A 23,542-nucleotide genomic window follows, 5' to 3' on the forward strand; every position below is an offset into this window, starting at 1 on the left:
TATGTTAGGTTTAGTAAGTATTTTTATTGTTTTTGGGATTGTTTTAACTGCTTGGGGATTTTATAGAATGAAAACAGATGATGCTTTGTTTGGAAAGTCTCAAAAAAGCAAAAATATTTTTAATCTGTTTTTAATGGGACAGGCATCCGGAATTGGACAATTTTTAAGTGGAATTGTTTGTGTAATTATAGGGGTAGCTATTTTATTGTTCGGGTAATCCAAAAAGCTACCAACCGTTCAATTTAATACATTAAAGCAAAAACCAGGACTCACTTTATTAATGAGTACCTGGTTATTTTGTGTTTTTTAAATCGCCTTTTCTTTTTGGTTGAATAGGGAAACAGCTGCTAAAAATACCATAGCTACGTTAATGACAAGTGCAACAATATTTAAAAAGTCATTTGTCGGCATAAATACAATAATCAATGATGTTACTGCGACAAATAATGGAATTACATTATTGATGTTTGAGACTAATTGTAGCTTGTGATAATGTCTTAGGATGAAATAAATACCTATTAACATTGGCGCTGTAAGGAATACTCCTAAATATCCCCATGCATCTTCAATAAACCAAGGGGAAAAGCGCATAGTTGATGTAAAGATAAAAAGATTTAATATGATAGTTCCTATTAATACGCTGTTTAATATAGTGACTTTCTTGTTTTTTTTCATTTTAAAAACTCCTTTTGAGTAACTTATAGTGTAATTTTACACCATAAGTTACTCTTTTGTAAAGGGTGATTTTAGTGGTAAATATTCACATTTAATACGGTTGTTTATGTCTCGGAAGGGGAAATGTTTTGGAAAACACCTAATTGCAGCTTTTTATGCATACGAAAACTAAAATTAATAGAGAAGATTTTATATACATAAGAATAACTTATGGAAAACTATAATTAACATTAATTTTACTTATGTTCTGTGATGGATGTAAAATAAAGATAACAAAAATATCCATAAAGAAAAGAGTGATGAAGATGGGCATTGATTTTCATAACAAGGGCAATCAAACTTCTTACACAACTCGACATGCTGACCGCTCATGGGTGGAATTAATGAAAGAACTTGTCCCGGTCATGAATATTTCTAAGGCCGCTGATATTGGCTGTGGTGGGGGGATTTATTCAAAAGCATTAGCCGATATGGGGGTCCTTACTGTGATCGGCGTGGATTTTTCGGAGGCTATGCTTGTAGGGGCAAAAGAAAATTGTAAAGACTATCATAACGTAACGTTTAAGCAAGGGAATGCATTGGATACAGGCTTAGACGATGACAGCTTTCAATTAGTACTGGAACGAGCTTTAATACACCATATCCAAGATTTAAAAACTTGTTTTCAAGAGGCATATAGAATATTGGAGGATAAAGGGGTTTACATTATACAAGACCGAACACCAGAAGACTGTCTTTTAAAAGGTGATGATTCCCACATTAGAGGCTTTTTCTTTGAACAATTTCCTAAATTAATGGAACAAGAAATTAATCGCAGATATAATAGTGAGTTAGTGGTTGCAATGCTAAAGGAAATTGGATTTAGCGAGATTAAAGAGGTAAAGTTATGGGAAATAAGAAATGTCTATGAACAGAAGGAGCAATTATTCCAAGATTTACGAGAAAGAACAGGAAGAAGCATTTTACATGAAATAAACGATGAAGAATTACATGCATTGGTGAATTATTTAGATAAATCAATTTCAAAAGAAAGCAATATTGTTGAAAAAGACAGATGGACAATTTGGAAAGCAGTGAAAATTAGATAGATTATTATTATGAGCAGTAATTAACGTTGAAGATGCGTATTCGGGAGAGAATACTATCGGAAACAACAAATTGTACTGGAAAACTAAACAGCTAATGAGGAAGACCTAGACATGTCAAAAGATGTGATGATTGCAGCATTGCAAAATAGAATGAGTAACGCTATCCTTTTTGTGTATTTCTGCAAAAAGAATAGCGTTTTTTTCGTTTTACGGATACAAATTTTTTTCTTTGCTTGATTGCAATGTGGCTGTACCCCTTTATTAAAAGGCAGTTAGTGGAATTACATAATCATAATAGTGTTTTTTACCAACTTGATAATTGGTCAATTTGACAGCATTGTGCGCAACGGTTTGATTAAGTAGATAGTAAATTTCTTGTGAGACGTAGGATAATTCCTCAATTTAGCCTTTAGAGATACTGGTGATCAAGTCGAGCTGTTTACTTTGTTAACATTTGTGTAATGTTTTGTCTAGTTATCCATAGAGCAGGCGTAAATACAGATAATAGACCGAGCAGTGGGCTAGCTACTATTAGACTTATAATTAACTTAATCGGAATACTAGTAACTGGAGATCCTAAAGCTAATATAAACATACAACCTATAAGCGTGGCGGTAAGGGTAGAAATAATGCCAACAAGACTAGTAATGAAAGAACCTTCTAATAATAAGATCCGCATCAATTGGCCTTTAGAGCTTCCTAGTGCGCGAAGCATTGCCAATTCTGATATTCTTTCTCGGATACTACTAGCAGTATTATTCATTAATCCTATACCTGCCATTATAATAATCAAGAAAACTGTAACAGATAAAATCAATAAGCGTTGTTTGGATTGTTTTTCGATTTTATCTAATTCTTGTTTTTGATCGTATAAGATAGTAGTAGAATAGGCAGAATCATTTAGAAGTTTATTTATGTTAGCTTTAATTTCTGAACTTTTCTCCGGATTATTTATATTAATTTGAATTTTATAGAGAGAGTTTATACCGAATTGTTGTGACATAATATCGGCAGTTGTCAGTAGTGTATAATCAAGTTTTTCATCTTTGATAATACCTTTTAAAATAAAAGTCTTTGCTTCATATTTTTTACCACTTATTACATCATCAAATTGACCTATCTCTATTTCATCGCCAATCTGATATCCTAATTGTTTACTAGTTTTTTCATTTAAAATAACTCCGTTTTGTCCTAAATCTTCTTCATTAATAGTTCCATCAACAACTTTTACTGTCCCTTGCTCATTTATTATTGGAAAACTAATTCCTTGAATGCCCAGCATAGCTTGTTTTTCTTCATTAACAAGTAATTCAGGATTACCTCCTGACGCATGGATAGGTAAATTCAGTGTGGATAATAGCACTAAATTAGTAAAGTATATATTCTCTAATTCTTTTATCTGCTGTAATTGTGAAAAAAGTTTTGGTGAAAAACCATTTTCTTCAGTTGGATTAAGAGAAATAATACTTAAATCAAATGGATATTGTTCTTTTAGAAAGGTTTCTTCTCCTTCCTTTAATGAATTAAGTATAATATTTCCAATGATTAATACGTGTATGCCCACTATTAAAATACTAGCAATTTGACTATTTCTTCTCATTTGACGCAGTGTATTACGAGAAGCAAGCATCCATTCTGGCGAATATAATTGTTTAGGTAAACAATTATAGAAAGAAGTTGAAATAATAAAGATGAGAGGAATGCTGATAAACAAACTACAGAATAATAATAGTGCGATCATTACATAGAGTATTTTTTCTTCAAAGTATAAGTAATTGGCCAAGAATAAACTAATAGTACTCAAGCTTAAGATGGATGAAATTATAGCTCGTTTCTTTGTTGGAGCTTGATGGACAGACGTTGATTGATGATAGGCAACTAATGGAGATAACTTAGTAGCTTGATATGCAGGTACGCAAGAAGAAATAATTAGAATAAGGAAAGCAGCTGTAATCCCTAAAATAATATTTATCCAAGGTAACGATAGTGTTACGTCTGTAGCAGCTAATCCCATTAGATGACCAACTAATTCAAGTAATAGCATGGAGGATATAATCCCCGCCATCAATCCTAATAGAAGTGAAAATACTCCAATTATACATCCTTCTATTAATATAAGTAGAAAGATTTGTTTACGATCAATAGCTACTAGACGTAGCGTTGCTAGCTCGTGTTGTTTTTCTTGAATAGACATTTGAAGAGTGCTAATGACAATTAGTCCACTTGCAATGAATACAGCGATACTAAGCCCTTGAATAATCGGTTTTAATCCTCCGATATTTTCATGTTCTTTATCAAGTTCTTTGCGTTTATCGATAAAAGTATCTGGAAATTTTTCTTTTATCGCCTTTACTACATCATCTTTGTTAGTAGGACTGTCTAATTTAATTAGTAAAGCGGTAGTATTATTATTGTTATTTGTAATACCTTGTAACCAATTATACTGAAAGACGGCGACATGGTTTAGACGCTGATCTGTATCTAGAATTCCTGAAATCTTAATTTTCTGAGTTCTGTTTGGTGGGAACGGCCATTCGATATATGACCCCACTTCTAACTGCTTACTTTTTGCGAAAGATGCTGGAATTAGCACTTCTTTTTCTTTCGGAAAGTTCCCTTCGGCTATTTTAATGAGGGGATATTCGTAAGCTAACTTTTCATCTTTAAATCCTACATAACTTGGATAATCAGATAGTTGCATCTCTACTTCTTTACTTAAGTAGGGATACAGAAATGGGGAGGTGTCCATAATATGGTTAATGTTCTTTATCTGTTCAATATCTTGAGTTGACAGGAACTGGTTAGAATTTTGATAACCTACAACTAAGTCATAATCACCGTACTGTTCACGTATAGAATCGCTATGAGATTCCTCAACGCTAGTAATTAAAATTTGAGAAGAGACTAACAGAACTATGCCCATAGAGATACCAATAATTGCAAAGATAGTCCGGTTTTTACGTACCGCTAAAGAGTTAAGAGCTATTTTAAATAGTACCTTCATTGTTTTAAGCCCTCTATTCGCGAAATAATATCAAAAATATTTTTTTGCCTGTCATGTTCACAAGTACTTAAAGATAGTTCATCTACAATTTTACCATCATGCATAAATAGTACACGATGTGCATAAGAAGCAACATGTGCATCATGTGTAACCATAATTAATGTATGGTTCATATGCTCACAAAAATTTTTCAAGATACAAAGAATCTCTTTCGATGTTTTCGAATCAAGGCTTCCGGTTGGTTCGTCAGCTAAAATAAATTCTGGTTCATTCAATAATGCCCTCGCAATAGATACACGTTGTTGTTGCCCTCCAGACATTTCACTTGGTTTTGAATGAGATAGATGACCGATACCAACAAGCTTCAATAAATCTTGGGCTTTTTTTTCTACAATCTCAGGGTTTTTCCCTGCTAAAATTGCTGGCAATGTTACATTTTCTAAAGTCGATAAAACAGGAATTAAATTAAAAAATTGAAAAATAAATCCGATATGATGTCTTCTGAAATTTGTCAGTTCTTTATCCGATAAAGAACTAAGCTGTTTTCCTTTTATATAAACTTCGCCACTAGAAGGAACATCTAGCCCTGAAATTACATTCAATAAGGTTGACTTACCAGATCCACTCGTTCCCATTATAGAAATAAACTCGCCTTTCTGTACTGTTAAATTGATATTGTTTAATGCAAACGTTTTATTTTGTTCCTGACCATATACCTTAGTTATATTTTTTACATTTAATATTTCCATTATTAACCCCTCCTATATTTCTAGTTTAGCTATTAGTTATCAATACAATCTCAAGGAAGTATAAAAATAGTATCAAAATATGTCGGGTGTGTTGAGTAATCATTTTTATCACCCTAAACTAATTAGAAGGCGTGGCTCATCGGACGCTCCAGGAAAGAGCCCCGTCGGAACGGAAATCAGCCACATGCTATGGTGATGATCCTTAAAGCTGGTATAATTGATAAAAATTAGTATCAGGAGTGATAAAATGGAACGATTTGAAACAATTATGATTGTAGATGACGAGGAAGAAATTATAGAGTTAATGACAGATTTCTTATCTTTAGAAGGTTATCAAGTGTTACAAGCAACGGATGTAAAATGTGCAACAGAGTTATTTGCTAACAATAGAGTGGACTGCATATTATTAGATGTAATGATGCAAGGGGAGGATGGTTTTTCTTTTTGTAAAAAATTACGCATGCATTCTGATGTGCCAATCCTTTTTTTAAGTGCAAAAGAGACAGATACGGATAAAATAAGAGGATTTACATTGGGTGGGGATGATTATATTGTTAAATCAGCAACTCCTAGTGAAATTGTTGCGAGGGTGAAAGCGGTAGAGCGAAGATGTATGAAGCCCTATTCTTTTAGTCAACAAAGAAGTTTAATATTTGGAGATTTTCAAATTGACGTGGAAGCACAGAGTATATCTTATAGAAATCAGCAACTTATTTTCACGACAACTGAGTATAAAATTTTGAAATACTTAGCTGAAAATGCTAATAAAGTACGTACATATGAGCAGATTTTAGAACAAGTATGGGGAATGGAGCATTATGACTTTCATACTGTCCGGGTATATATTGCAAAAATTAGAGAGAAGCTAGATGCATTTAATTGCGGTGTAACGATTGAAACCGTGTGGGCTACAGGATACAAATTTAAGCAAGGTAGAGCGGCATGAAAAGAAAACAATGGAAATTAAAATATTTCATTTGTATTTTTTTACTAGCTATTTTTGTTATTCCAATTGGCGTTACGAAAATAATTATAACGAATTATGAATCTAATCAAATGGAGAAAAAGGTTAGAGATGATTTAAATGGAATTACATGGATAGAAGATGTCATTGTAGCTGGATATGATAAGTGGGAAGAGGAATCATGGCAGCAACATGTTCTCCAGTTGGCAAAAGAGAAAAATATGCAAATTTCTCTTTCTTCATCTCAAGGAAATACTCTTTTTTCGAACATAGAGTTAGTAGGAGAGTATCCTATTAATCGAATAGATGGAGAGTTATCTTATCAATATTCCAATTATGAGGTTCAACAAGTTGAAATGTATAATAAAGAAGAGCCTATTGGTACTTTAAAAGTAAGGGATATGACCAATCCATCATTGTCAGAAACTAGTTGGTTTGATGAATGGGGGACCATGCTATGTATTAGTATAATTGTCTCTATCATTATCATTATAATGTCTCTTTTTATTCAACATAATATTTTAAAACCGCTATCGAATTTAAATAAAGCAACACGTTTAATAGCGCAAGAAGAATTTCGAGTCTCGATCGAACAGTCTTCCATTCAAGAAATGAACAGTGTTTTAACAAGCTTTAAAGGAATGGCAGAAGAGTTAGCACGGTTAAGGAAACAACGGACAAGTATCGAGAAAGAACGGCAATTTTTCGTCTCAGCCATTGTGCATGATTTACGAACACCTATTTTTTCGTTACGAGGATATTTAGAGGGCATTTACAATGGAGTAGCAAATACACCTGAAAAGTTACAGCGTTATTTACATATTTGCATCAATAAATCAGAGTTACTAGAAAAGCTAGTGACGAATTTAAGCCAATATACGAACATATTAGAGTCTATTTCCGTTCGTAAGATAGAGGAGATAAACTTAACAGAGTTATTTACTAGTATTTTAGAAGATAGGTATTTAGATATACAGAATAAGGGTATTACAGTAAATCATACGTTCAATGGACAAGTGATCGTATATGGAGATTCCCTTTTATTACATCGATCATTTGAAAATATAATCAGCAATGCCATTCGGTATACACCAATAGGCGGCATAATAGAGCTCCAAGTAGTTCGTGAAATAGATATGGTGAAAGTTTGTATTACTGATAGTGGTGATGGCATCGCTGAGGAAGATTTACCTTATATTTTTGAGCCGTTGTACCGCGCAGAGAAATCGAGGAATAAAAATACAGCAGGATTAGGATTAGGGCTAGCCATCGTAGAGAAAATTATGACAGAGCATAAAGGCACTGTAAGAGCGTATAACCATCTTGAGAAAGGCGCAGTGTTTGAAGTAGTGCTTCCACTTTTATTATGTAAGCAAGATATTAAACGATAAAAAAATGGCTCATTACCAAAAGTTGTGGATGACATTTTTAAAAATATATGCACTGTATATTGGTTGATTGGAGTGGAGGCTGGGCGACTCCTAGGGGATTAGCGTCGAGGGCACTGAAAAACTCATCAAAATTAAAATTTTTTAACTCAAAAAAAATATCGGGCGCCATTTCATCCTTTTTTAGGAAGGGGTCGTCCGATTTCTTTCATTATTCTTTGCTTTTTTCGTTCATTAGTTTTAAAATTCTCTTCATATTCACGACAAATAGCGTTGCGGCTGCTTGTATTTGCATACCAAATAGACCCGTGGCGTTTGCTTGATTATACCCGTGTCTGTTTTTTATTTCACTATTCTTTGCTTCGATTTTATAGCGTTCTTTTGCCAATTGTTTAAAGGATTCCGTTTCCTGAAACACTTCTTGTTCTATGTGTTCATTTGACAGAAGAGAAACTGAATAACTTTTTGTTTTCGCTCCTTCTTTATAACACCCTTCTTTTAAAGGACAAACTTTACATTTTTCTATATCAAAGAAATATTTTAATTGTGTATTTTGCGTGGAATTCTTACGCTTTTTAATACTTTTACTCTTTGCTAAATGTCCAGCAGGGCACACATATAAATCGGCATCTTTATTAAACTCAAACTTACTTTCTTGCTTCCGTTGACCGTTCGTAATAACAGGATGTAGCCTTGAAATGAGTTGAATCTCTTTCTTTTTTGTGTATAATAAATTCTCTTTACCAGAATACGCTGTATCTCCAAGAATGGTGTTCACTTCTATGCCTGCTTGCTCACTCTTCTCTACTAGCTCTTGTAAATAATTCCCGTCACTTTTTTCACCTGTTGTTACAACTACTGCTGTTATAAGTCTTTCATCACTCATTGCCAAATGTGTTTTATAACCAAAGAAAGGATTCTCTTTAGATTTATAACCGACACGTGCATCAGGATCAGCTGAGTAATTTATTTTAAGCTCATAATCTTCAATAACTTCTTTGAGGACATTTACTTTTTCTTGTACACTTGGTATTTGAGCAATAGCCTTATTTTCTTCTATTATTTGAATGACTTGGTGACAATAGTCCACTTCTTTTTGGATATCTTGAGAAGTCGGTTTAGTGGGAAATTTTGATTTCATTGTTTCATCGAATTGATACACGGCTTTTCGTACCTGTTTTGATTTCTCTTGTAAAAACTCTTTCGGGGACTTCTGTTGGTAGCGTGCCTTCGTATGTGTTGCGTCTACAATCAATGTTTTACTTTTTAAAACACCCTGTGCAATAGCTAGTTCTACGGTTTTGTGAATGAGTAAATCTAACAATTGGACATCTTGTAAACGTAATCGACGGAATTTTGTTAAAGAACTTGCCTCAATAACACCTTCTTCTGGTGCCATATCTAAAAAATATTTAAAGGACATATCATATTTAGAACGTTCTACTACATCAACATCAGAAATATCATAAATTGCCTTAAGTAATAAATATTTGAACATACGAATAGGTGAAATAGCGTAACGACCATTATCTAGACAATATTTAGTCTCTAATTCCTCTAAAACAAAAGTAAAATCAATTAATTCCTTCATTTGACGAAGCATATTATCTTTTGGCACAACTAAATCATAGATTGCCATATGAGGACTAAGAGCAAGCGTTTCTTGTTTGGAAAGCATAAAAAGCACCACCTAAAATGAACAGTATACTAATAATTATAGATGAAAAAGAAAAGGAAGTAGAGAAAAAATTCGCTACTTCCTTTATCTAACCACTTTTTCAGTGCCCTCGATTAGCGTCACAGATGAGACCCTGGAGCGAGCAACGCGAGTGAAGCGGCTCATCGGACGCCCCCTGGAAAGCGCCCAGTCGGAACGGAAATCAACCACACGTTATGGTGATGAACCAAAAAAATAGATTCTTAATTCTTTCAAAAATGGTTCGGCAGGAATGTTGTGTGCATTCACCTCCATTCTAAAGAAGCTCTCGTTTTAATTTTAAACGAGAGCTTCATCTTTTATTTGCCTATTAGTGCTAGAAGGTATTTGTCTCGATCTGCTTCCTCTTGCATTTTATTATCGACCAGCATGGCACCGTATCTCACTTTTGTAATGTCACGGTCAACTAAAAATTGAACATTCACTTTTGCAGTTTTATTATTGACTGGACAATCTCCTTTAAATTCTACAACGTCCTGTCCTTTTTGTGTTTCAAAATACACCCAATGTGGATTTTCACAAGCATTTGTAAAGCCCGATTCTATAGTTTTACTACTATTTTCAAATGAATAGTTTTTAACGTATGTAATATATTCATTATCTGTAATTTCTTTTTGCGGACCATAAAAATACCAAAATACCCCTAAAATACCGATTGGTACAATCCACAGTATGTTTCTTTTGCTTAATTTCCCCATATTTGTAGCCCCCTTTATTAGAATATTTTATCACCTTTATACTAATTTTTGCTAGCTTACAATAATATTTTCTGTTTAATGATTTTATTTTGTAGTGAAAGAAATTAAGGAAACTAAGAGGCGAATGATGACGTCAATTATGAATGCAATAAGGTATTCAATTTGTATCTTTTAAATTATGTTAGATGATTTTCAGAATGACTTGGAGGCCAAATGCGACATCCAAATATAAAGCAAGGAGATAAACATTAATGAATTATGAAGTATTTCAATGGATTAATGATATAGCAGGTCGTTATCCTTTTCTAGATAAAGGGATGATTTTCATCACTAATAGCGTTCCTTATGTCGTAATCGTATTCATGTTATTTTTGTGGTTTACTGGAAACAAGGACAAAAGAGCTGAAAAACAATATACAGCTATATACATTGTCTTTACCTGTTTACTAGGATTGGCTCTAAACGCAATCCTTCACTCTGTCTATTATCATTCACGCCCATTCGTGACGCATCATGTTCATCAACTAGTACCTCATAATACTGACTCTTCATTTGTAAGTGATCATGCGGTATTAGTATTTTCGGTAGCTTGTACGTTGTTGCTACGAAAAGACTCGTGGAAGTATCCTGTATTAGTATGGGCTATCATTGTCGGTATTTCGCGTATTTTCGTTGGAGTCCATTATCCAGCAGACGTGATTGGCGGCGCTCTTCTTTCTTTAGGAGCAAGTATGATTGTTATGCAGCTCTCAAAAAAATTGGAGCCTATAGTACAAGTAGTTTTCAATATATATAAGAAACTAACAAAATATATCCCAGTCCTAGCGAAATTTAGCCATTAAGACGTAAGCCAGAAAAGATAAGGAATATAAATTCAAAGATTGAAAGAGTCGTATTTTTATACGGCTCTTTTTGTAAGCAATAATAAAGATTGACGTTTTATCATACACTCGCTAATATGTTAGATATCTAACGCATCAGGAGTGATTTTTTGTCTTTATATGAACAAGTTAAGCGTATTAATGAGGCTGAATATTCAATAAACCGTCTGATCTTTAAACATTATAAGCAATATTTAAATAGTGGCATTACAACACAACAAGCGGTTGTATTAGATATTGTGTACTTAGCAGAACGCATTACGGTCGGTGAAATTGCGAATGAAATGAATATTAGTTCTAGTGCAGTTAGCCAATTGATTGCGAAATTAGAAAAGAATCAATATATTAAGCGAGAGATTAATCCACAAAATCGACGCGAAGTATTTATAACGTTAGATGAAAAGGGAATGGAGTATTTTTCAAAGCAAGATTTTGTAGAACAACAAATTGCAGATAAAATTTACAGCAAACTTTCATCAAAAGAGGTTGACGAATTAGAACGCATTGTTAAAAAATTAAGACAGATTGCGATGAAGGAATTATAATAATTTCTTCATGTTTAATATGTTAGGTATCTAAAATATTTAGGAGACTAATAAATGAAGGATTTACTTAAAAATATTGAGTTTAATGGCGCTGTGTATCATGAAACAAATGGGCAAATAAAGGAGTATTATCATGGTTTTCAAGAAATCACAAAGCAGCATCTTATTACAGAAAATACACAATTTAATCTCGCATCATTAAGTAAAATGATTACAGCCGTAATGACGTTCCAGCTAATTGAAAAAGGACAATTGCAATTAGAAGATAAAATTACAAATTGGTTTAACGTACCGCATTTCCCAGAGGTGACAGTTGCACAGTTACTTACACACACATCTGGCATCCCGGAATATATTACAGAAGATTTAACAATAAGTATTGAAACATTTAACGAAGTGATGCTACCACAATTCGAGCCAAATGAGCATTGGGGCTATAGTAATACAAATTATCAGGCGTGTTGATTAGGAAAAAATAGGTTTATTATTGAGCGATAAAAGGATTTTTTGTTACCATTTTGCTAATATATTTCCATTTTAACTGATTGTAGCGTAGGGCTACTCGACTCCCGCGGGATAGCGAGACAGACGAGACCCTGCACGGAGCGGAGCGGAGGAAGCGGCTCGACGCTCGCCCGCAGGAAAGCGAGTAGCCCGTAGCGGAAATCAGCCTTTTAAAATGTATAAAAATGGTTAATCAACACACCTGACAAATTATGTTTTGCTTGCGAAAATTATTGAGGAAGTGAGCGGTGAATCGTATGAAACCTGTTTACAACAAAATATTGCAGAACCATTAAATCTTACCTACATGACAACACAACCTTCAAAGCAATACGAAGCGCAAGGTCAAACGTATAATTATGAGAAGCAGCAATATATAAAGGTCGTTGATGACCCGTATTTGTGCAAAACTGAAAAGTATAATGATGTGTATGGTGATGGTGGTATTTATGCAACAGTGACAGAAGTAGCGAAGTTTTTAAAAGGGCTATGGCAAGGTCAGTACATTAGCAAAGAGATTGTGCAATTTATGCTAACACCAACAGAAGTTGCTAAGCATTATAGTTATGGGTTTATCATTCAAGATGAGTGGGTTGGACATACAGGTGGATGGAGTGGTTGCTCAGCACAAGCCTTTATTAATATATCAACGGAAGAAGTAATTGTGTTAGCGACGAATCAAGAAGTTTTTCCGCAATATGAACAAGAAATTATGGATTGCTTAATGGGTAAACATCATGCAGTTGAAGCACTAAAACATGTAGTAATTTTGCCGCTCACAAATAAAGATGATATTACGGGGCGATATGAATTAGCAGATGGATTTGGAACAAGATTTACGATTGAAAAGGATATACAATTGATCATTTCATTTGAGCATCAGTTGTCAGTGCCACTATTTAAAATAGATGAGTCGTATTATTGGGTACGCAATACGATGAGTTATGTAGATGTTGCAAATCAATTATTTATCGACGAAGGTGTTGAAGTAACTTATAAAAAATTTGATTGAGTTAGTTCGAATTGAATAGTATTAACTTTTCTCAGACATCACTTAAAGAAATATATACCTTTTGAAATGTAAATGAAATGTTTAAAAAGTTAAGTGTTAATAGGAGAACTTCCATTTGCTTAGTAACTTAATTACAATATAACTAAGGGTCAATACTGAAGTCTGGTCTTGAAAAGTACGTCGGTATAAAAGTTATATTTTAGTAATTGTTCTTGAAGGTTAAAATATATTTGTGGAATACAAAGAGGTGTTATGATGAAATCTTATACACAATTTGAGCGAAGAAAATACATACTCGATGAGCTAGATCAATACAATCGTGTGATGGTCAATGATTTAGCAAAAGTGTTAAATGTTACGACAGAAACCATCCGAAGAGATTTAGATTTGTTGCATAAAGAAGGCAAGTTAACGAAAATACATGGTGGAGCTCTTAAGAAAAATGATCATACCGTGGAATTATTTTTTAATAAACGTCGCAATGAAAACATTGATAAAAAACGTAGTATAGCAATGGCAGCAAGTAAATTGGTAGAGGATAATGATATTATTGCCATTGAAGTTGGAACAACTACGCTGCAAATATTGGACTATCTTTATGACAAAAAAAACCTCACCATTTTGACAAACTCCATACCTGCTGCTAATAAAATTATTGAACTAAAAGAGCAGTATGAGTCATTTGATTGCAAACTTATAGTAGCTGGTGGAATGTTAAATACAAATTCATTAGCGTTGTCTGGTGATATGACGTTAAACTTACTTGATCATTTTACGGTTAATAAATTATTTGCTTCTTGTGATGGAATCTCATTAGAAAAGGAATTAACATGTACGTATATTGAGGATGCTCAAATATTTAATCGCTTAAAGAAAAATGCAAGACAAGTTGTCATGCTGGTAGATGAATCTAAATTCAACTTAATGAAGTTTTATAAAAGTGGGAGTTTTGATGATATCGATCTATTATTTACGAATGCTAAACTCGATGCAGAATGGCAAAGTGCTTTAACAGCAAAAGGTGTTGAAATAATAACCGTACGATAAGTAAATGAGGTTAGTTCAAGTTGTAATGGAATGTCGTACATGGCCGAGACTAGTAAAAAGTAGGTACAAGAAAAAAACTTGCACCTACTTTTTTTATGTTGTCGCAATTTCCGCAACTTCTGCACTCACATGAACGGGTGGTTTACGATCTTTCCACGGAGCAGATTCTTCTAATTGTTTTCCGAGCTGTAGAAGGGTTAGCTCATCTGCGAAGCGACCTGTAAATTGCAGCCCGATTGGTAAGCCTGATGCACTCATCGCAAGTGGCAATGATAACGACGGTTGACCTGTTGCGTTAAACAAATTGGTAAACGGCGCGTATGTGAAAATTTGCTCTGTCCATTCAGTCGCCGAGATATTTGGATTATCCGCATTTAGCTCACCAATTTTCGCTGGTAATGTACCGATTGTTGGGCTTAAAAGCACATCATAATCTTCAAAGAATGTCGCTACTTGACGTGATACAAGTGCATTCGTATTAATGGCATCTAAAAGTGCGCTAGCTTTTAAGTTTTTGCCATATTCATAGCATTGCCAAATGGCTGCTTCAATATTATCACGTGAAGGTGTTTTACCTGTTAATTCCGCTGCACCCATAATCATTTTATAAATATTCGCTGTCCAAATATTTACTGTTGCGCGTGAAAATGGTGCTTGGTCGTAAACTGGTCGAGCTTCGACTACTTCATGCCCTAACTCTTCTAATAATTTTACGGCCTTATGTACGGCCTCGATACATTCCGGATCAACGAATGCACCAGAATTTGCTTCTGTTGTCCAGGCGATCTTCAGTGGACGTACCTTGTGCTGAATTGCTTTACTGTAAGGCATTTCTGGGCTTTGAATAATCGAATAACATCCTAAGTCTGGCCCAGCTACTTGGTCCAATAATGTAGCAGTATCACGAATGGTTTTTGTCAGCGCAAATTCAATTGCTAGCCCATTTAATGCCTCACTATTATAAGGTCCCATTGGCACGCGACCACGTGAAGGCTTTAAGCCAACAACACCACTGCATGATGCAGGAATACGAATGGATCCGCCCCCATCATTACCATGCGCGATTGGGACGATACCACTTGCGACAGAAGCGGCTGCACCGCCACTTGAACCACCAGGGCTATGGTCTAGATCCCAAGGGTTACGTGTTGGCCCATAAATGACAGCTTCCGTTGCGGCATTATAGCCAAACTCGGGTGTTGTGGTTGTACCGCTTAACACAAAACCAGCGTTTTTAAATCGTTTCATTAATTCACTATCGACAGAAATCACAGCATTTTCTGCAATACGACTGCCCATACTATGTGGCACACCTTCCGCATGGAGTACAACTTCTTTAATTAAAAATGGGACACCTGCAAATGGTTGATTATCATTTAAATTTAAAGTAGAAATCGCGTTGTCAGCCTGTTCCTCTAACACGCTGACAACGGCATTAATCGAAGGGTTAACTTTTTCAATACCTTGTAGTGCTAATTTTGTAAGTTCTTTTGGTGTCACTTGCTTTGTTTTTACTAACTCTGCTAATCCAATACCGTCATATGATGCATATTCCTGTAAATTCATCTGATCACCTCAATATAGTTTTGACTTACAAATTCATCTTAGATTGAAATGAAAAAAATTGATATTACCCAAAAGGATAATTCTTCTTTAGCGAGAATATATGGGTTTAATGGAGAAAAGGAGGGATTGATATTGTATGAGCAAAAAGAGGTGGGAAATTTATTAGAAGCAACGATTAGGATCTCGAATATGAATATGCAGCAAACAAGTAGAGACTTTAAATTGAATATGTTGCAAGTATTGAGTGAATGTTTTCAATTTGAGCATACGCTATTTTGGGAAGTGGCAGATGGGGAGTTAAATGAACAGCCTGTCTGTTTCAATGTTGAGACATATACGATACAAAACTATTTGCATGAATATAAATATTATGATCCTTTACATCCAGTGAACATGCAAAACCAACCCGATATTCAATTAATGCAACGAAATGAAGCAATATCGAAGAAGAAAAAGCGGTATTATGTTGAGCGCTTTTTGCAATTAAATGATTTTATAGATGAAATGGTTATGTATCTGTACAATCAGCAAAAGCCAACAGCAGCTATTGGCTTTTTGCGAAAAGAAGGGGAAAAACCTTTTACAGAGCAGGATAGTCAAAAGCTATCTTATATTAAGCGGATGATTGAAAATGCTTATTTATTACATCAATATGTTCAGCCAAGCGAGTCATGGCAAATTACACAACGTGAAAAAGAGCTGTTAATGTATTTATGTAAGGGATTTAAAAATGGGGAAATTGCCAGTTGTTTATATGTCAGTGAAAATACAGTAAAGAAGCATCTGCAAAATTTGTATCGGAAATTTAAAGTAACTTCACGAACACAGCTTGCATTAAAATATGCAGAAAGCTTACGAGCATAAAAATATGATGTAGGCAATCGATAAAAACCGAGAATGAGATTTTAGGAACATGAGAATTCCATCGTGTTATTAATAGTAATAGTCTTCATCACGCGCTACAAAATCATTCATTTCTCTATTGTAAACAAGCTCACTAAAGAACGGTGCGTCAATATTTACAACTACATCTACATCATCACGTTCTTTACCTACCCAAACACTTGCTGCACCCCAATCGATTCTCATAATAATTTCTGAGCTTACTTGACTAACTTACAAGGTAGGATACTGAAAAGGGGGGACTTGTTGTTGAAGTCCAAAATTTAAAATCAAAGCTTTAAATTTCAGAGAACCAAATTTGTGTTTGATGAGCATAGATGATTAAACGGAAGAATAAAGAAGGAAACAATTTTTGGGGATACTCCCTCACTTTTGGGGGCAGGGAATGAACCATATCACAAGTAAGAGCGGTTTTTTTAGAGGCTGGGACAAAAAACCTCATTTTTCTGAAGCGAAAGTGGAGCGGGGCGCAACGGCAGTGACAAAATCTTTAATGGGCTGCAGTTTTGAGATTTGTCGAGAACTTTTGATTGTTTATCGACCAACTTTATCGATTTATCACCCAACTTTTGAAAAATATCGACATCTACCTTCATGCAACACTTTCTGACCGTACTGTTATGACATAAGCATATTTTTTTACGCAAAATTTAAAAACTTAACATCAAAAAACGCGATAAATCAACGTTTCTAAATTGATTTATCGTGCTTTTTAAGGTTTTGACCAGTTTTGTCCCAGCCATTTGAATTGTATTTCTACTTATAAATAATGTCTATTAATCCTGTAACAACTAGGTACAGCGCACATGACATAAAAAACCACATACGCTTTATGTGTTCGTTTTTTCATAAGGAAGTGTGTCAGTATACTGAGTAAAATAATTAGACCCAGCCCAGCAATAATCGTTGTAGCGTAAAGTTCACTCATGAATAATCATTTCATTTTTTATGCTGATTTCTTTTGTTTTTGGTCTAAAAGATGACAAAAGATAGTTAGTAGACTTGCACAGACTGCAACTATTCCACCGACCCATGTTACATTCATTAAATTTCCTTGATGGTATACAATTCCTCCTAATGCAGAACCAAAAGCTATGCCTACGTTGCTTGCCACTGGCATAAGTGAAGCAGCGAGTCCTGTAGCATTTGGCTGATAAATTCCGGCGAGGTCTATTAAATATAGCTGAGTAGACGTTGTTAAGAGGATGGACATTAACGACATTAGGCCAATGTTTACCAGTCCTAAAATAAAATGATTTGTAGTCCAAAATAAACTTGTTAGAACAACTGCCTGCACGAGAAAAACAAACCGAAGGCGACCGATTGGATTGTGGCTGGCAATTTTACCGGCGAGGATATTGCTGAAAATCGAGATAAATCCGTAACCAAATAAGATTAAACTAATTGAATTATTTGGTGCGCCCATTCCCTTTAAGATAGGAACAAGGTACGTAAAGACGGCATAAGTTGCACCAAATCCGAGCGCTGGAATGAAAAAAGCCATCAAAATTCTAGGCTTGGTCAGTAAAGAAAACTGATCCCGTATCGAACTACGTACTTGGCTGAGATTATTAGGTAAGACAAAGAAGGACGCCAAAAACGCCAGTACTCCTAGGAAAGTGGTTAACATGAAAGTGGCATTCCAGCCGTACCATTCGGCGATTACAATACCAATTGGCACTCCAACGACATTTGCAAGTGTGAAACCACCGAAAACGAATGATATCGCAAGTCCGCGTTTTTTAATCGGCATGGTTTCACTTGCAACAATCATAGCTAGGGAGATTAATACTCCTGTTACAATCGCTGTCAAAATTCGAAGGGCAAGGAGCATGATGTAGCTCGTCGAAATAACACACAAAGCATTTAGGATGATGAAAGATCCTATCAAAAACAACATCCATTTACGCTTTGGAAAATGACTTGTTGCTGACATCACTAGTGGTGTGGCGATGGCAAACGTAATGGCAAACGCAGAAACGAGTGTGCCTGCTTTCGCATTTGTCATATGTAGGCTTGAAGAAATATCAGTTAAAATTCCAACAATCACAAATTCACTTGTCCCGAGAACAAATGTTAATAAAGAAAGTGTTAAAATGAGCAACCAATGTCGCTTGGATAATTTTGTGGGGTGCATAAATACCTCTTTTCTAAGATGAATGTAAATGTGTCAAATAGTAGATACACAACCTGAACATCATACCATAAAATTTTTAGCGAGAAAAACCCTTTCAAAATAGAGGTTAATGGATTGCCAGAATCGACAAGGCTGCATGGTTAGAAGAAGACTATTTAAGAAAGAACACTTCTGTTGATAATGCTATTGATTGCAGTAGGTTTTAAAAAATATGTATGTAAATTATTAAGAAACGGACTAAGTACATTGAATTTATATATAGCAATTTAAAACATTAAAAGCTTTACATTGCCGTTGCGTAAAGAATTAAGCTATTCGATATGGAGGAGATAAAATGGAAAAAGTAAAAATCAACTTAATCAATAGCTTAGATTTCTATAATAAGTGTTTAATAGGAAATGATAATGAGAATTCATTCCGATATGAATTGATGCAACCAATGAAAATAATGTGGGATTATTTAAATGTACCGTTAAAAGCAACCCAACCTAATGGATATGATGTTGTTATGGCATCTGAGATGTTAGGGATTTGGACTCCTAGAAAATCTATTCAACAAGTTGAGGATAATCTACCAGAGCTAATAGAATCTAGAATTTTTGATGAATATCAGGAAGTGATCTCAAAAGGAATTGATAAATTTGAAAAGATAGATTATTTTATTCCACTAGAAGAAATCACTGTAAATATTCTTTTAGGGGATGAAGATAGTCAAGAAATGAAAGTAAATAAAGGATATTCAGGTTTTGGTGGAATACCGGGATATATTTTGCTAATGGTTGTTCCTAATGATTTTAATAAGAAAAGATTAAAATCCGCTTTAGCTCACGAGTTTAATCATAATGTTCGTTTTACATTTGAACCATTTAATCATGGCGACGTGACTGTAGAAGAATATTTAGTATTGGAAGGTTTAGCTGAATGTTTTGCTGAAGAAATGTATGGGAAAGAATTGATAGGACCTTGGATTGAAGATTTTGATAAAGGAGAGATGGAGTACTCAATCGAAGTGATAAAAGAAGGACGGAAGACTAAAGGTTTTGGAGAAGTAGCAGCTTATATGTTTGGTGATGAGGTTGCGAAGAAACAAGGATACAGTCCAGTTGGTTTATCACAGAATGCAGGATATACTATTGGTTACCACCTGATTAAGCAATACTTAGCCAACAGTAACAAAAGTATTGCCGAAGCGACACTGACACCTACTGAAGAAATAATTAGAGTCTCTAGATTTTTCGATTAACCTCATATACAGCTGATGCGGTGAATAAATTAAACGAACTTTAATGCAACAAGGGTTTTAAAAATAATCAAACTTTTGATAAAGAATTTAGAATTTAATTTGCAGCATTAAATAAGAGCATATCAATATCGCTAATTGAATCAAACTATTTCTCAATGACAACGAGAAATAGTTTTTTTATGATAATATATTGGTTTTTGTGTTGTTTTACTTTGTTTATATGTTTATTTTTACAACTTGTTAATAAAAATACAACATCTGATTAATAATTTGGCTTTACAATGTGAAACAGGAGGTGACACTGAATGCAAATAAAATTTTCAAAGGCTGCGTTCTTTTTATTACCGGTTGGAATACCTCTTACACTCTTTTGGATTATTCCGAATTTGTTTAGTTTAGGTATTAGTTTTACAGACTGGGATTTCATGACAAATGATTTTAATTTTGTTGGTTTAGATAACTATTTCAATTTATTTACCCAGTCAGCTTTTAAGCAGGCATTGCTAAACACGCTGTATTTTGGATTTGGGACAGTTATTCCAACGATTGTATTAGGATTAATTTTTGCTTTGTTCTTTAGAAAAAATTTCAGAGGCTCTGCCATTTACAAATTGATGATTTTTTCGCCATGGGTAACACCAACAGTAGCCGTATCGATTGTATGGTCACTTCTATATGAACCGGAATTAGGTGTTATCAATAAGGTGCTAGGTTTGGTAGGCATACCTGGTTTGGATTGGCTGAAGAGCAGTGAAACCGCGATGCTAGCCGTCATTATTGTAACGGTTTGGAAACTAGTTGGATGGACAATGATTTTCTATATTGGAGCGCTCGAGAAGGTACCTGATAGCTTATATGAAGCGGCAAGTATTGATGGAGCTAATGCATGGCAGAAGTTTCGACATGTCACACTTCCGATGGTTTCACCAACAACTTTTTTCTTAATTGTTGTAAATACGATTGTATCGCTGCAAGCATATGATCAAATTAAAATCTTAACACAAGGTGGACCGAGTGGTTCGACAAGAACATTACTCTATTTATTCTTCCAACAAGCGTTTGAACAATTTGATATGGGATCCGCGACAGCCATCGCGTTTATCATATTAATTATTACAATCCTATTATCGTTTATAAACAAGATAATAGGTGACAAGTGGGTGAATTATTAAGACATGAGTAATCATAAAAAGACACCGAAAATTTTAAAGCATCTCTTTTTAGCTTTATCGAGCATCTTGTTTGTCTTTCCTTTTATTTGGATGATCCTTAGTTCGTTTAAAACATCCAGTGAAGTACTACAAGGTGGTTTTTGGCCAAAAGAATTTCATTGGGAAAATTATCAAGAGGTATTAGGAGTCATTCCTTTTCACACGTATATATTTAATAGTTTCTATACTTCATTGATTATTACGATCTATGTTCTTATTTCGTCGGCACTCTTTGCTTATATGTTGGCATTTTATAAATTTAAAGGGAAAGAATTAACGTTTGGCGTTGTCATGGCAACATATATGATTCCAGGCGCTGTATCGTATGTTCCTGTGTATGTGATGTTAGCGAAAATGGGAATGTTAAATACTCATTTTGGATACATTATTTCTTTATCAGTTAGTGTATTTGGGATTTTTTATTTTAGACAAGCGTTCCTTAAAGTTGGTCATGAAATCGTAGAAGCAGCCAAGATAGATGGAGCAAGTGATTGGAAGATTCTTTGGAAGATTGTCTTCCCGATGACAAGATCATCATTTGTGACACTAGGTTTAGTGACATTTATCGAAAACTATAATAACTATATTTGGCCAGCGCTAGTATTAAAAGATAATGATAAAAAATTAATTACTAATGGGATTGCTGATTTTTTCATTAATAGCTCATTAGGCAGGGATTGGTCACACATTATGGTTGCAAGTACAATCGCTACAGTCCCACTTTTACTTGTATTTTTAGTATTACAAAAATGGTTCCTCTCAGGTGTTTCTGATTCTGGAATAAAGGGTTAACTAATTTTAAAGGAGGCAGTTCATGTTGAAGAAATTATTAGCGCTTTTGATGGTTGTATCATTATTTGTTGGTGTACTTGCAGGTTGTTCTGGAGGAGAAGGAAATACAGTTAAGGTAACGAAAGAAGGGGATAAAATCGTTGTCCCATTCATAAACGGGGTTGGGGGATCACTTGCTGATCGTTTAGATAAAATTGTGATGGATTTCAATCAAAGTCAGGACAAGTACGTTGTAAAAACGACAAAAGCAGGTAACTATGATGAGTCTTATCAAAAGCTTCAAAGTGGATTTGCGGCAAACAATCAAGAAGCCATTGCTTTACTAGGTTCAGACGTTATTCAAAACTATATTAACAAAGAGCTAGTTGTCCCAATCGATAAATTAATAAATGATGATAAAGAATTAAAAATAGAAGATTATGGTAAAGGTTTTGTTAGTCAAGCAACAGTTGATGGGAAATTATATGGAATTCCTTTATATGGCACAACACAGATTCTTTATTATAATAAAAAAGTATTAGAGGAAAATGGTTTTACTACAGATGACTTAAAGACATGGGAAGGAGTAGAAAAGGTAGCCAAAAAAGTATCAAAGCGTGATGCAAATGGAGACGTTCAATACGCAGGGTGGATGCCAATTTGGGGTACGACGAACTTAATTGATTCTGTTCGAAGTGCTGGAGGAAATGTATTAAGTGAAGACGGAAAGAAAGTTTTAATTAACGATGAAACATGGGTAAAGGTATGGGACAAATACCGTACGTGGCTTCATGAAGATAAAATCATGAACATTCATACAGGTGGTACTGGATGGGAATATTGGGATAACACAATTATTGATTTTGTTGAAGGTAGAACATTAGGATATACAGGTTCATCTGGTGACCAAGGATTTGTCTATAAATCGTTAGGTGAGGGAATGGATGAGGCCGAAAGACTGGCTACATTTGGAGCAGTTCCACAACCAGGCTGGGGTGACCATAAGCCAGCACCTAAATTAGAAGCTTATTTTTTAACATTAACTAGAAATACCGATCCAGAAGTAGCTAAAGGTGCATATGAGTTTATGAAATTTGCGACAAGTACTGAGAAAACAGCAGAATGGTCAATGGAAACAGGCTATATCCCTGTACAAAACAATGTTACTGATTATAAGCCTTATGCTGATTTCGTGAAAAAACAACCACAGGCGTTAGTTCCGTTAGAGCAAGCAAATAAAAATGGAGTTTCGCCATTTATCGATCCAACAGGCGGAAAAATCTATGATGCATTAGATATAGCGAAAGATAAAGTAGAAATCGAAGGAATCTCTGCTAAGGAAGCATTAGATGAAGCGGCGAAAATTGCTCAGGAAGAATTAGATAAAGTGAAGAAGTAAATTTTTTAAAAGAGGGGTGGAGGTGCTTCTCTCTTGAATG

Annotated in this window: 24 protein-coding genes; 16 read left to right on the top strand and 8 right to left on the bottom strand. The window is 34.6% G+C overall.

The genetic code is table 11. The features are described from left to right. Window position 1 precedes the first annotated feature (1 nt). A complete protein-coding gene (locus QUF91_RS11240; protein ID WP_285396233.1) occupies window positions 2-217 on the top strand; it encodes a hypothetical protein in 216 nt (71 codons plus the stop codon). Window positions 218-306: 89 nt separating this feature from the next. Here the strand turns inward: QUF91_RS11240 and QUF91_RS11245 are convergent, their stop codons facing one another. Continuing rightward, window positions 307-675, bottom strand: coding sequence for a hypothetical protein (locus QUF91_RS11245; RefSeq protein WP_289417817.1), 369 nt, complete (start codon window positions 673-675; stop codon window positions 307-309). A gap of 305 nt (window positions 676-980) precedes the next feature. Here QUF91_RS11245 and QUF91_RS11250 point away from each other — a divergent pair, with 305 nt between their 5' ends. After that, a complete protein-coding gene (locus tag QUF91_RS11250) occupies window positions 981-1,763 on the top strand; it encodes a class I SAM-dependent methyltransferase (RefSeq protein ID WP_289417818.1) in 783 nt (260 codons plus the stop codon). Window positions 1,764-2,202: 439 nt separating this feature from the next. Here the strand turns inward: QUF91_RS11250 and QUF91_RS11255 are convergent, their stop codons facing one another. Then, window positions 2,203-4,767: an FtsX-like permease family protein gene (locus QUF91_RS11255; protein ID WP_289417819.1), complete on the bottom strand. Its 2,565-nt coding sequence runs from the start codon at window positions 4,765-4,767 to the stop codon at window positions 2,203-2,205. Then, the gene (locus tag QUF91_RS11260; RefSeq protein WP_285396237.1) at window positions 4,764-5,516 is read right to left on the bottom strand and encodes an ABC transporter ATP-binding protein; all 753 of its coding nucleotides are present in this window, start codon (window positions 5,514-5,516) and stop codon (window positions 4,764-4,766) included. Before QUF91_RS11260 ends, QUF91_RS11255 begins: the two co-directional genes overlap by 4 nt. A gap of 247 nt (window positions 5,517-5,763) precedes the next feature. On the opposite strand from QUF91_RS11260, the gene QUF91_RS11265 reads away from it, so the two are divergent. Further along, entirely contained in the window at window positions 5,764-6,462 is a 699-nt protein-coding gene (locus QUF91_RS11265; RefSeq protein WP_285396238.1) for a response regulator transcription factor, read from the top strand. After that, window positions 6,459-7,871, top strand: coding sequence for a sensor histidine kinase (locus tag QUF91_RS11270; protein ID WP_289417820.1), 1,413 nt, complete (start codon window positions 6,459-6,461; stop codon window positions 7,869-7,871). Before QUF91_RS11265 ends, QUF91_RS11270 begins: the two co-directional genes overlap by 4 nt. A 208-nt stretch (window positions 7,872-8,079) precedes the next feature. On the opposite strand, the gene QUF91_RS11275 is transcribed toward QUF91_RS11270, so the two are convergent. Next, the gene (locus QUF91_RS11275; protein ID WP_285398117.1) at window positions 8,080-9,546 is read right to left on the bottom strand and encodes an IS1182 family transposase; all 1,467 of its coding nucleotides are present in this window, start codon (window positions 9,544-9,546) and stop codon (window positions 8,080-8,082) included. A gap of 103 nt (window positions 9,547-9,649) precedes the next feature. Between QUF91_RS11275 and QUF91_RS11280 the strand changes: the two genes are divergently transcribed. Beyond that, window positions 9,650-9,784 (top strand): hypothetical protein, encoded by a 135-nt coding sequence (locus QUF91_RS11280; protein WP_289417821.1) that lies wholly within the window; start codon window positions 9,650-9,652, stop codon window positions 9,782-9,784. Between the two features lie 100 nt (window positions 9,785-9,884). Here the strand turns inward: QUF91_RS11280 and QUF91_RS11285 are convergent, their stop codons facing one another. Further along, on the bottom strand, window positions 9,885-10,283 hold the full coding sequence (locus QUF91_RS11285; RefSeq protein WP_289417822.1) for a glucosamine 6-phosphate synthetase: 399 nt from the start codon (window positions 10,281-10,283) through the stop codon (window positions 9,885-9,887). A gap of 251 nt (window positions 10,284-10,534) precedes the next feature. Between QUF91_RS11285 and QUF91_RS11290 the strand changes: the two genes are divergently transcribed. The 5 genes from QUF91_RS11290 to QUF91_RS11310 all read left to right on the top strand — a co-directional run bounded on the left by QUF91_RS11290 (window position 10,535) and on the right by QUF91_RS11310 (window position 14,272). Further along, window positions 10,535-11,125, top strand: coding sequence for an undecaprenyl-diphosphatase (locus tag QUF91_RS11290; RefSeq protein ID WP_289417823.1), 591 nt, complete (start codon window positions 10,535-10,537; stop codon window positions 11,123-11,125). 149 nt (window positions 11,126-11,274) lie between these two features. Further along, on the top strand, window positions 11,275-11,709 hold the full coding sequence (locus tag QUF91_RS11295) for a MarR family winged helix-turn-helix transcriptional regulator (RefSeq protein ID WP_289417824.1): 435 nt from the start codon (window positions 11,275-11,277) through the stop codon (window positions 11,707-11,709). A gap of 54 nt (window positions 11,710-11,763) precedes the next feature. After that, the gene (locus QUF91_RS11300) at window positions 11,764-12,174 is read left to right on the top strand and encodes a serine hydrolase domain-containing protein (protein WP_289417825.1); all 411 of its coding nucleotides are present in this window, start codon (window positions 11,764-11,766) and stop codon (window positions 12,172-12,174) included. A 256-nt stretch (window positions 12,175-12,430) separates the two neighbouring features. Continuing rightward, a complete protein-coding gene (locus QUF91_RS11305) occupies window positions 12,431-13,225 on the top strand; it encodes a serine hydrolase domain-containing protein (protein ID WP_289417826.1) in 795 nt (264 codons plus the stop codon). A gap of 255 nt (window positions 13,226-13,480) precedes the next feature. Continuing rightward, window positions 13,481-14,272, top strand: a complete 792-nt coding sequence (locus tag QUF91_RS11310) for a DeoR/GlpR family DNA-binding transcription regulator (RefSeq protein ID WP_285396244.1) — start codon at window positions 13,481-13,483, stop codon at window positions 14,270-14,272. Between the two features lie 93 nt (window positions 14,273-14,365). Here QUF91_RS11310 and QUF91_RS11315 read toward each other — a convergent pair whose 3' ends face one another. Next, complete coding sequence (locus QUF91_RS11315; protein ID WP_289417827.1) at window positions 14,366-15,838, bottom strand: amidase; 1,473 nt, start codon at window positions 15,836-15,838, stop codon at window positions 14,366-14,368. 132 nt (window positions 15,839-15,970) lie between these two features. Between QUF91_RS11315 and QUF91_RS11320 the strand changes: the two genes are divergently transcribed. Beyond that, window positions 15,971-16,702, top strand: a complete 732-nt coding sequence (locus QUF91_RS11320) for a response regulator transcription factor (protein ID WP_289417828.1) — start codon at window positions 15,971-15,973, stop codon at window positions 16,700-16,702. A 69-nt stretch (window positions 16,703-16,771) separates the two neighbouring features. On the opposite strand, the gene QUF91_RS11325 is transcribed toward QUF91_RS11320, so the two are convergent. After that, window positions 16,772-16,927 carry a hypothetical protein gene (locus QUF91_RS11325; protein WP_289417829.1) on the bottom strand — a complete coding sequence of 52 codons (156 nt, stop codon included), beginning with the start codon at window positions 16,925-16,927 and terminating at the stop codon, window positions 16,772-16,774. A 199-nt stretch (window positions 16,928-17,126) separates the two neighbouring features. Here QUF91_RS11325 and QUF91_RS11330 point away from each other — a divergent pair, with 199 nt between their 5' ends. Continuing rightward, window positions 17,127-17,351, top strand: a complete 225-nt coding sequence (locus tag QUF91_RS11330) for a hypothetical protein (RefSeq protein ID WP_289417830.1) — start codon at window positions 17,127-17,129, stop codon at window positions 17,349-17,351. A gap of 336 nt (window positions 17,352-17,687) precedes the next feature. On the opposite strand, the gene QUF91_RS11335 is transcribed toward QUF91_RS11330, so the two are convergent. After that, window positions 17,688-18,878: an MFS transporter gene (locus QUF91_RS11335; RefSeq protein WP_289417831.1), complete on the bottom strand. Its 1,191-nt coding sequence runs from the start codon at window positions 18,876-18,878 to the stop codon at window positions 17,688-17,690. Window positions 18,879-19,212: 334 nt separating this feature from the next. On the opposite strand from QUF91_RS11335, the gene QUF91_RS11340 reads away from it, so the two are divergent. From QUF91_RS11340 to QUF91_RS11355, 4 genes are all read left to right on the top strand, one after another. Further along, window positions 19,213-20,121 (top strand): DUF2268 domain-containing putative Zn-dependent protease, encoded by a 909-nt coding sequence (locus QUF91_RS11340; RefSeq protein WP_285396256.1) that lies wholly within the window; start codon window positions 19,213-19,215, stop codon window positions 20,119-20,121. Window positions 20,122-20,426: 305 nt separating this feature from the next. Next, window positions 20,427-21,293 carry a carbohydrate ABC transporter permease gene (locus QUF91_RS11345; RefSeq protein WP_285396258.1) on the top strand — a complete coding sequence of 289 codons (867 nt, stop codon included), beginning with the start codon at window positions 20,427-20,429 and terminating at the stop codon, window positions 21,291-21,293. A 3-nt stretch (window positions 21,294-21,296) separates the two neighbouring features. Beyond that, window positions 21,297-22,124, top strand: coding sequence for a carbohydrate ABC transporter permease (locus QUF91_RS11350; protein WP_285396261.1), 828 nt, complete (start codon window positions 21,297-21,299; stop codon window positions 22,122-22,124). Window positions 22,125-22,149: 25 nt separating this feature from the next. Further along, window positions 22,150-23,502, top strand: coding sequence for an extracellular solute-binding protein (locus tag QUF91_RS11355; RefSeq protein WP_289417832.1), 1,353 nt, complete (start codon window positions 22,150-22,152; stop codon window positions 23,500-23,502). Window positions 23,503-23,542: the final 40 nt, after the last annotated feature.

The sequence above is a fragment of the Lysinibacillus sp. G4S2 genome (genome assembly GCF_030348505.1).
Lineage (GTDB): Bacteria > Bacillota > Bacilli > Bacillales_A > Planococcaceae > Lysinibacillus.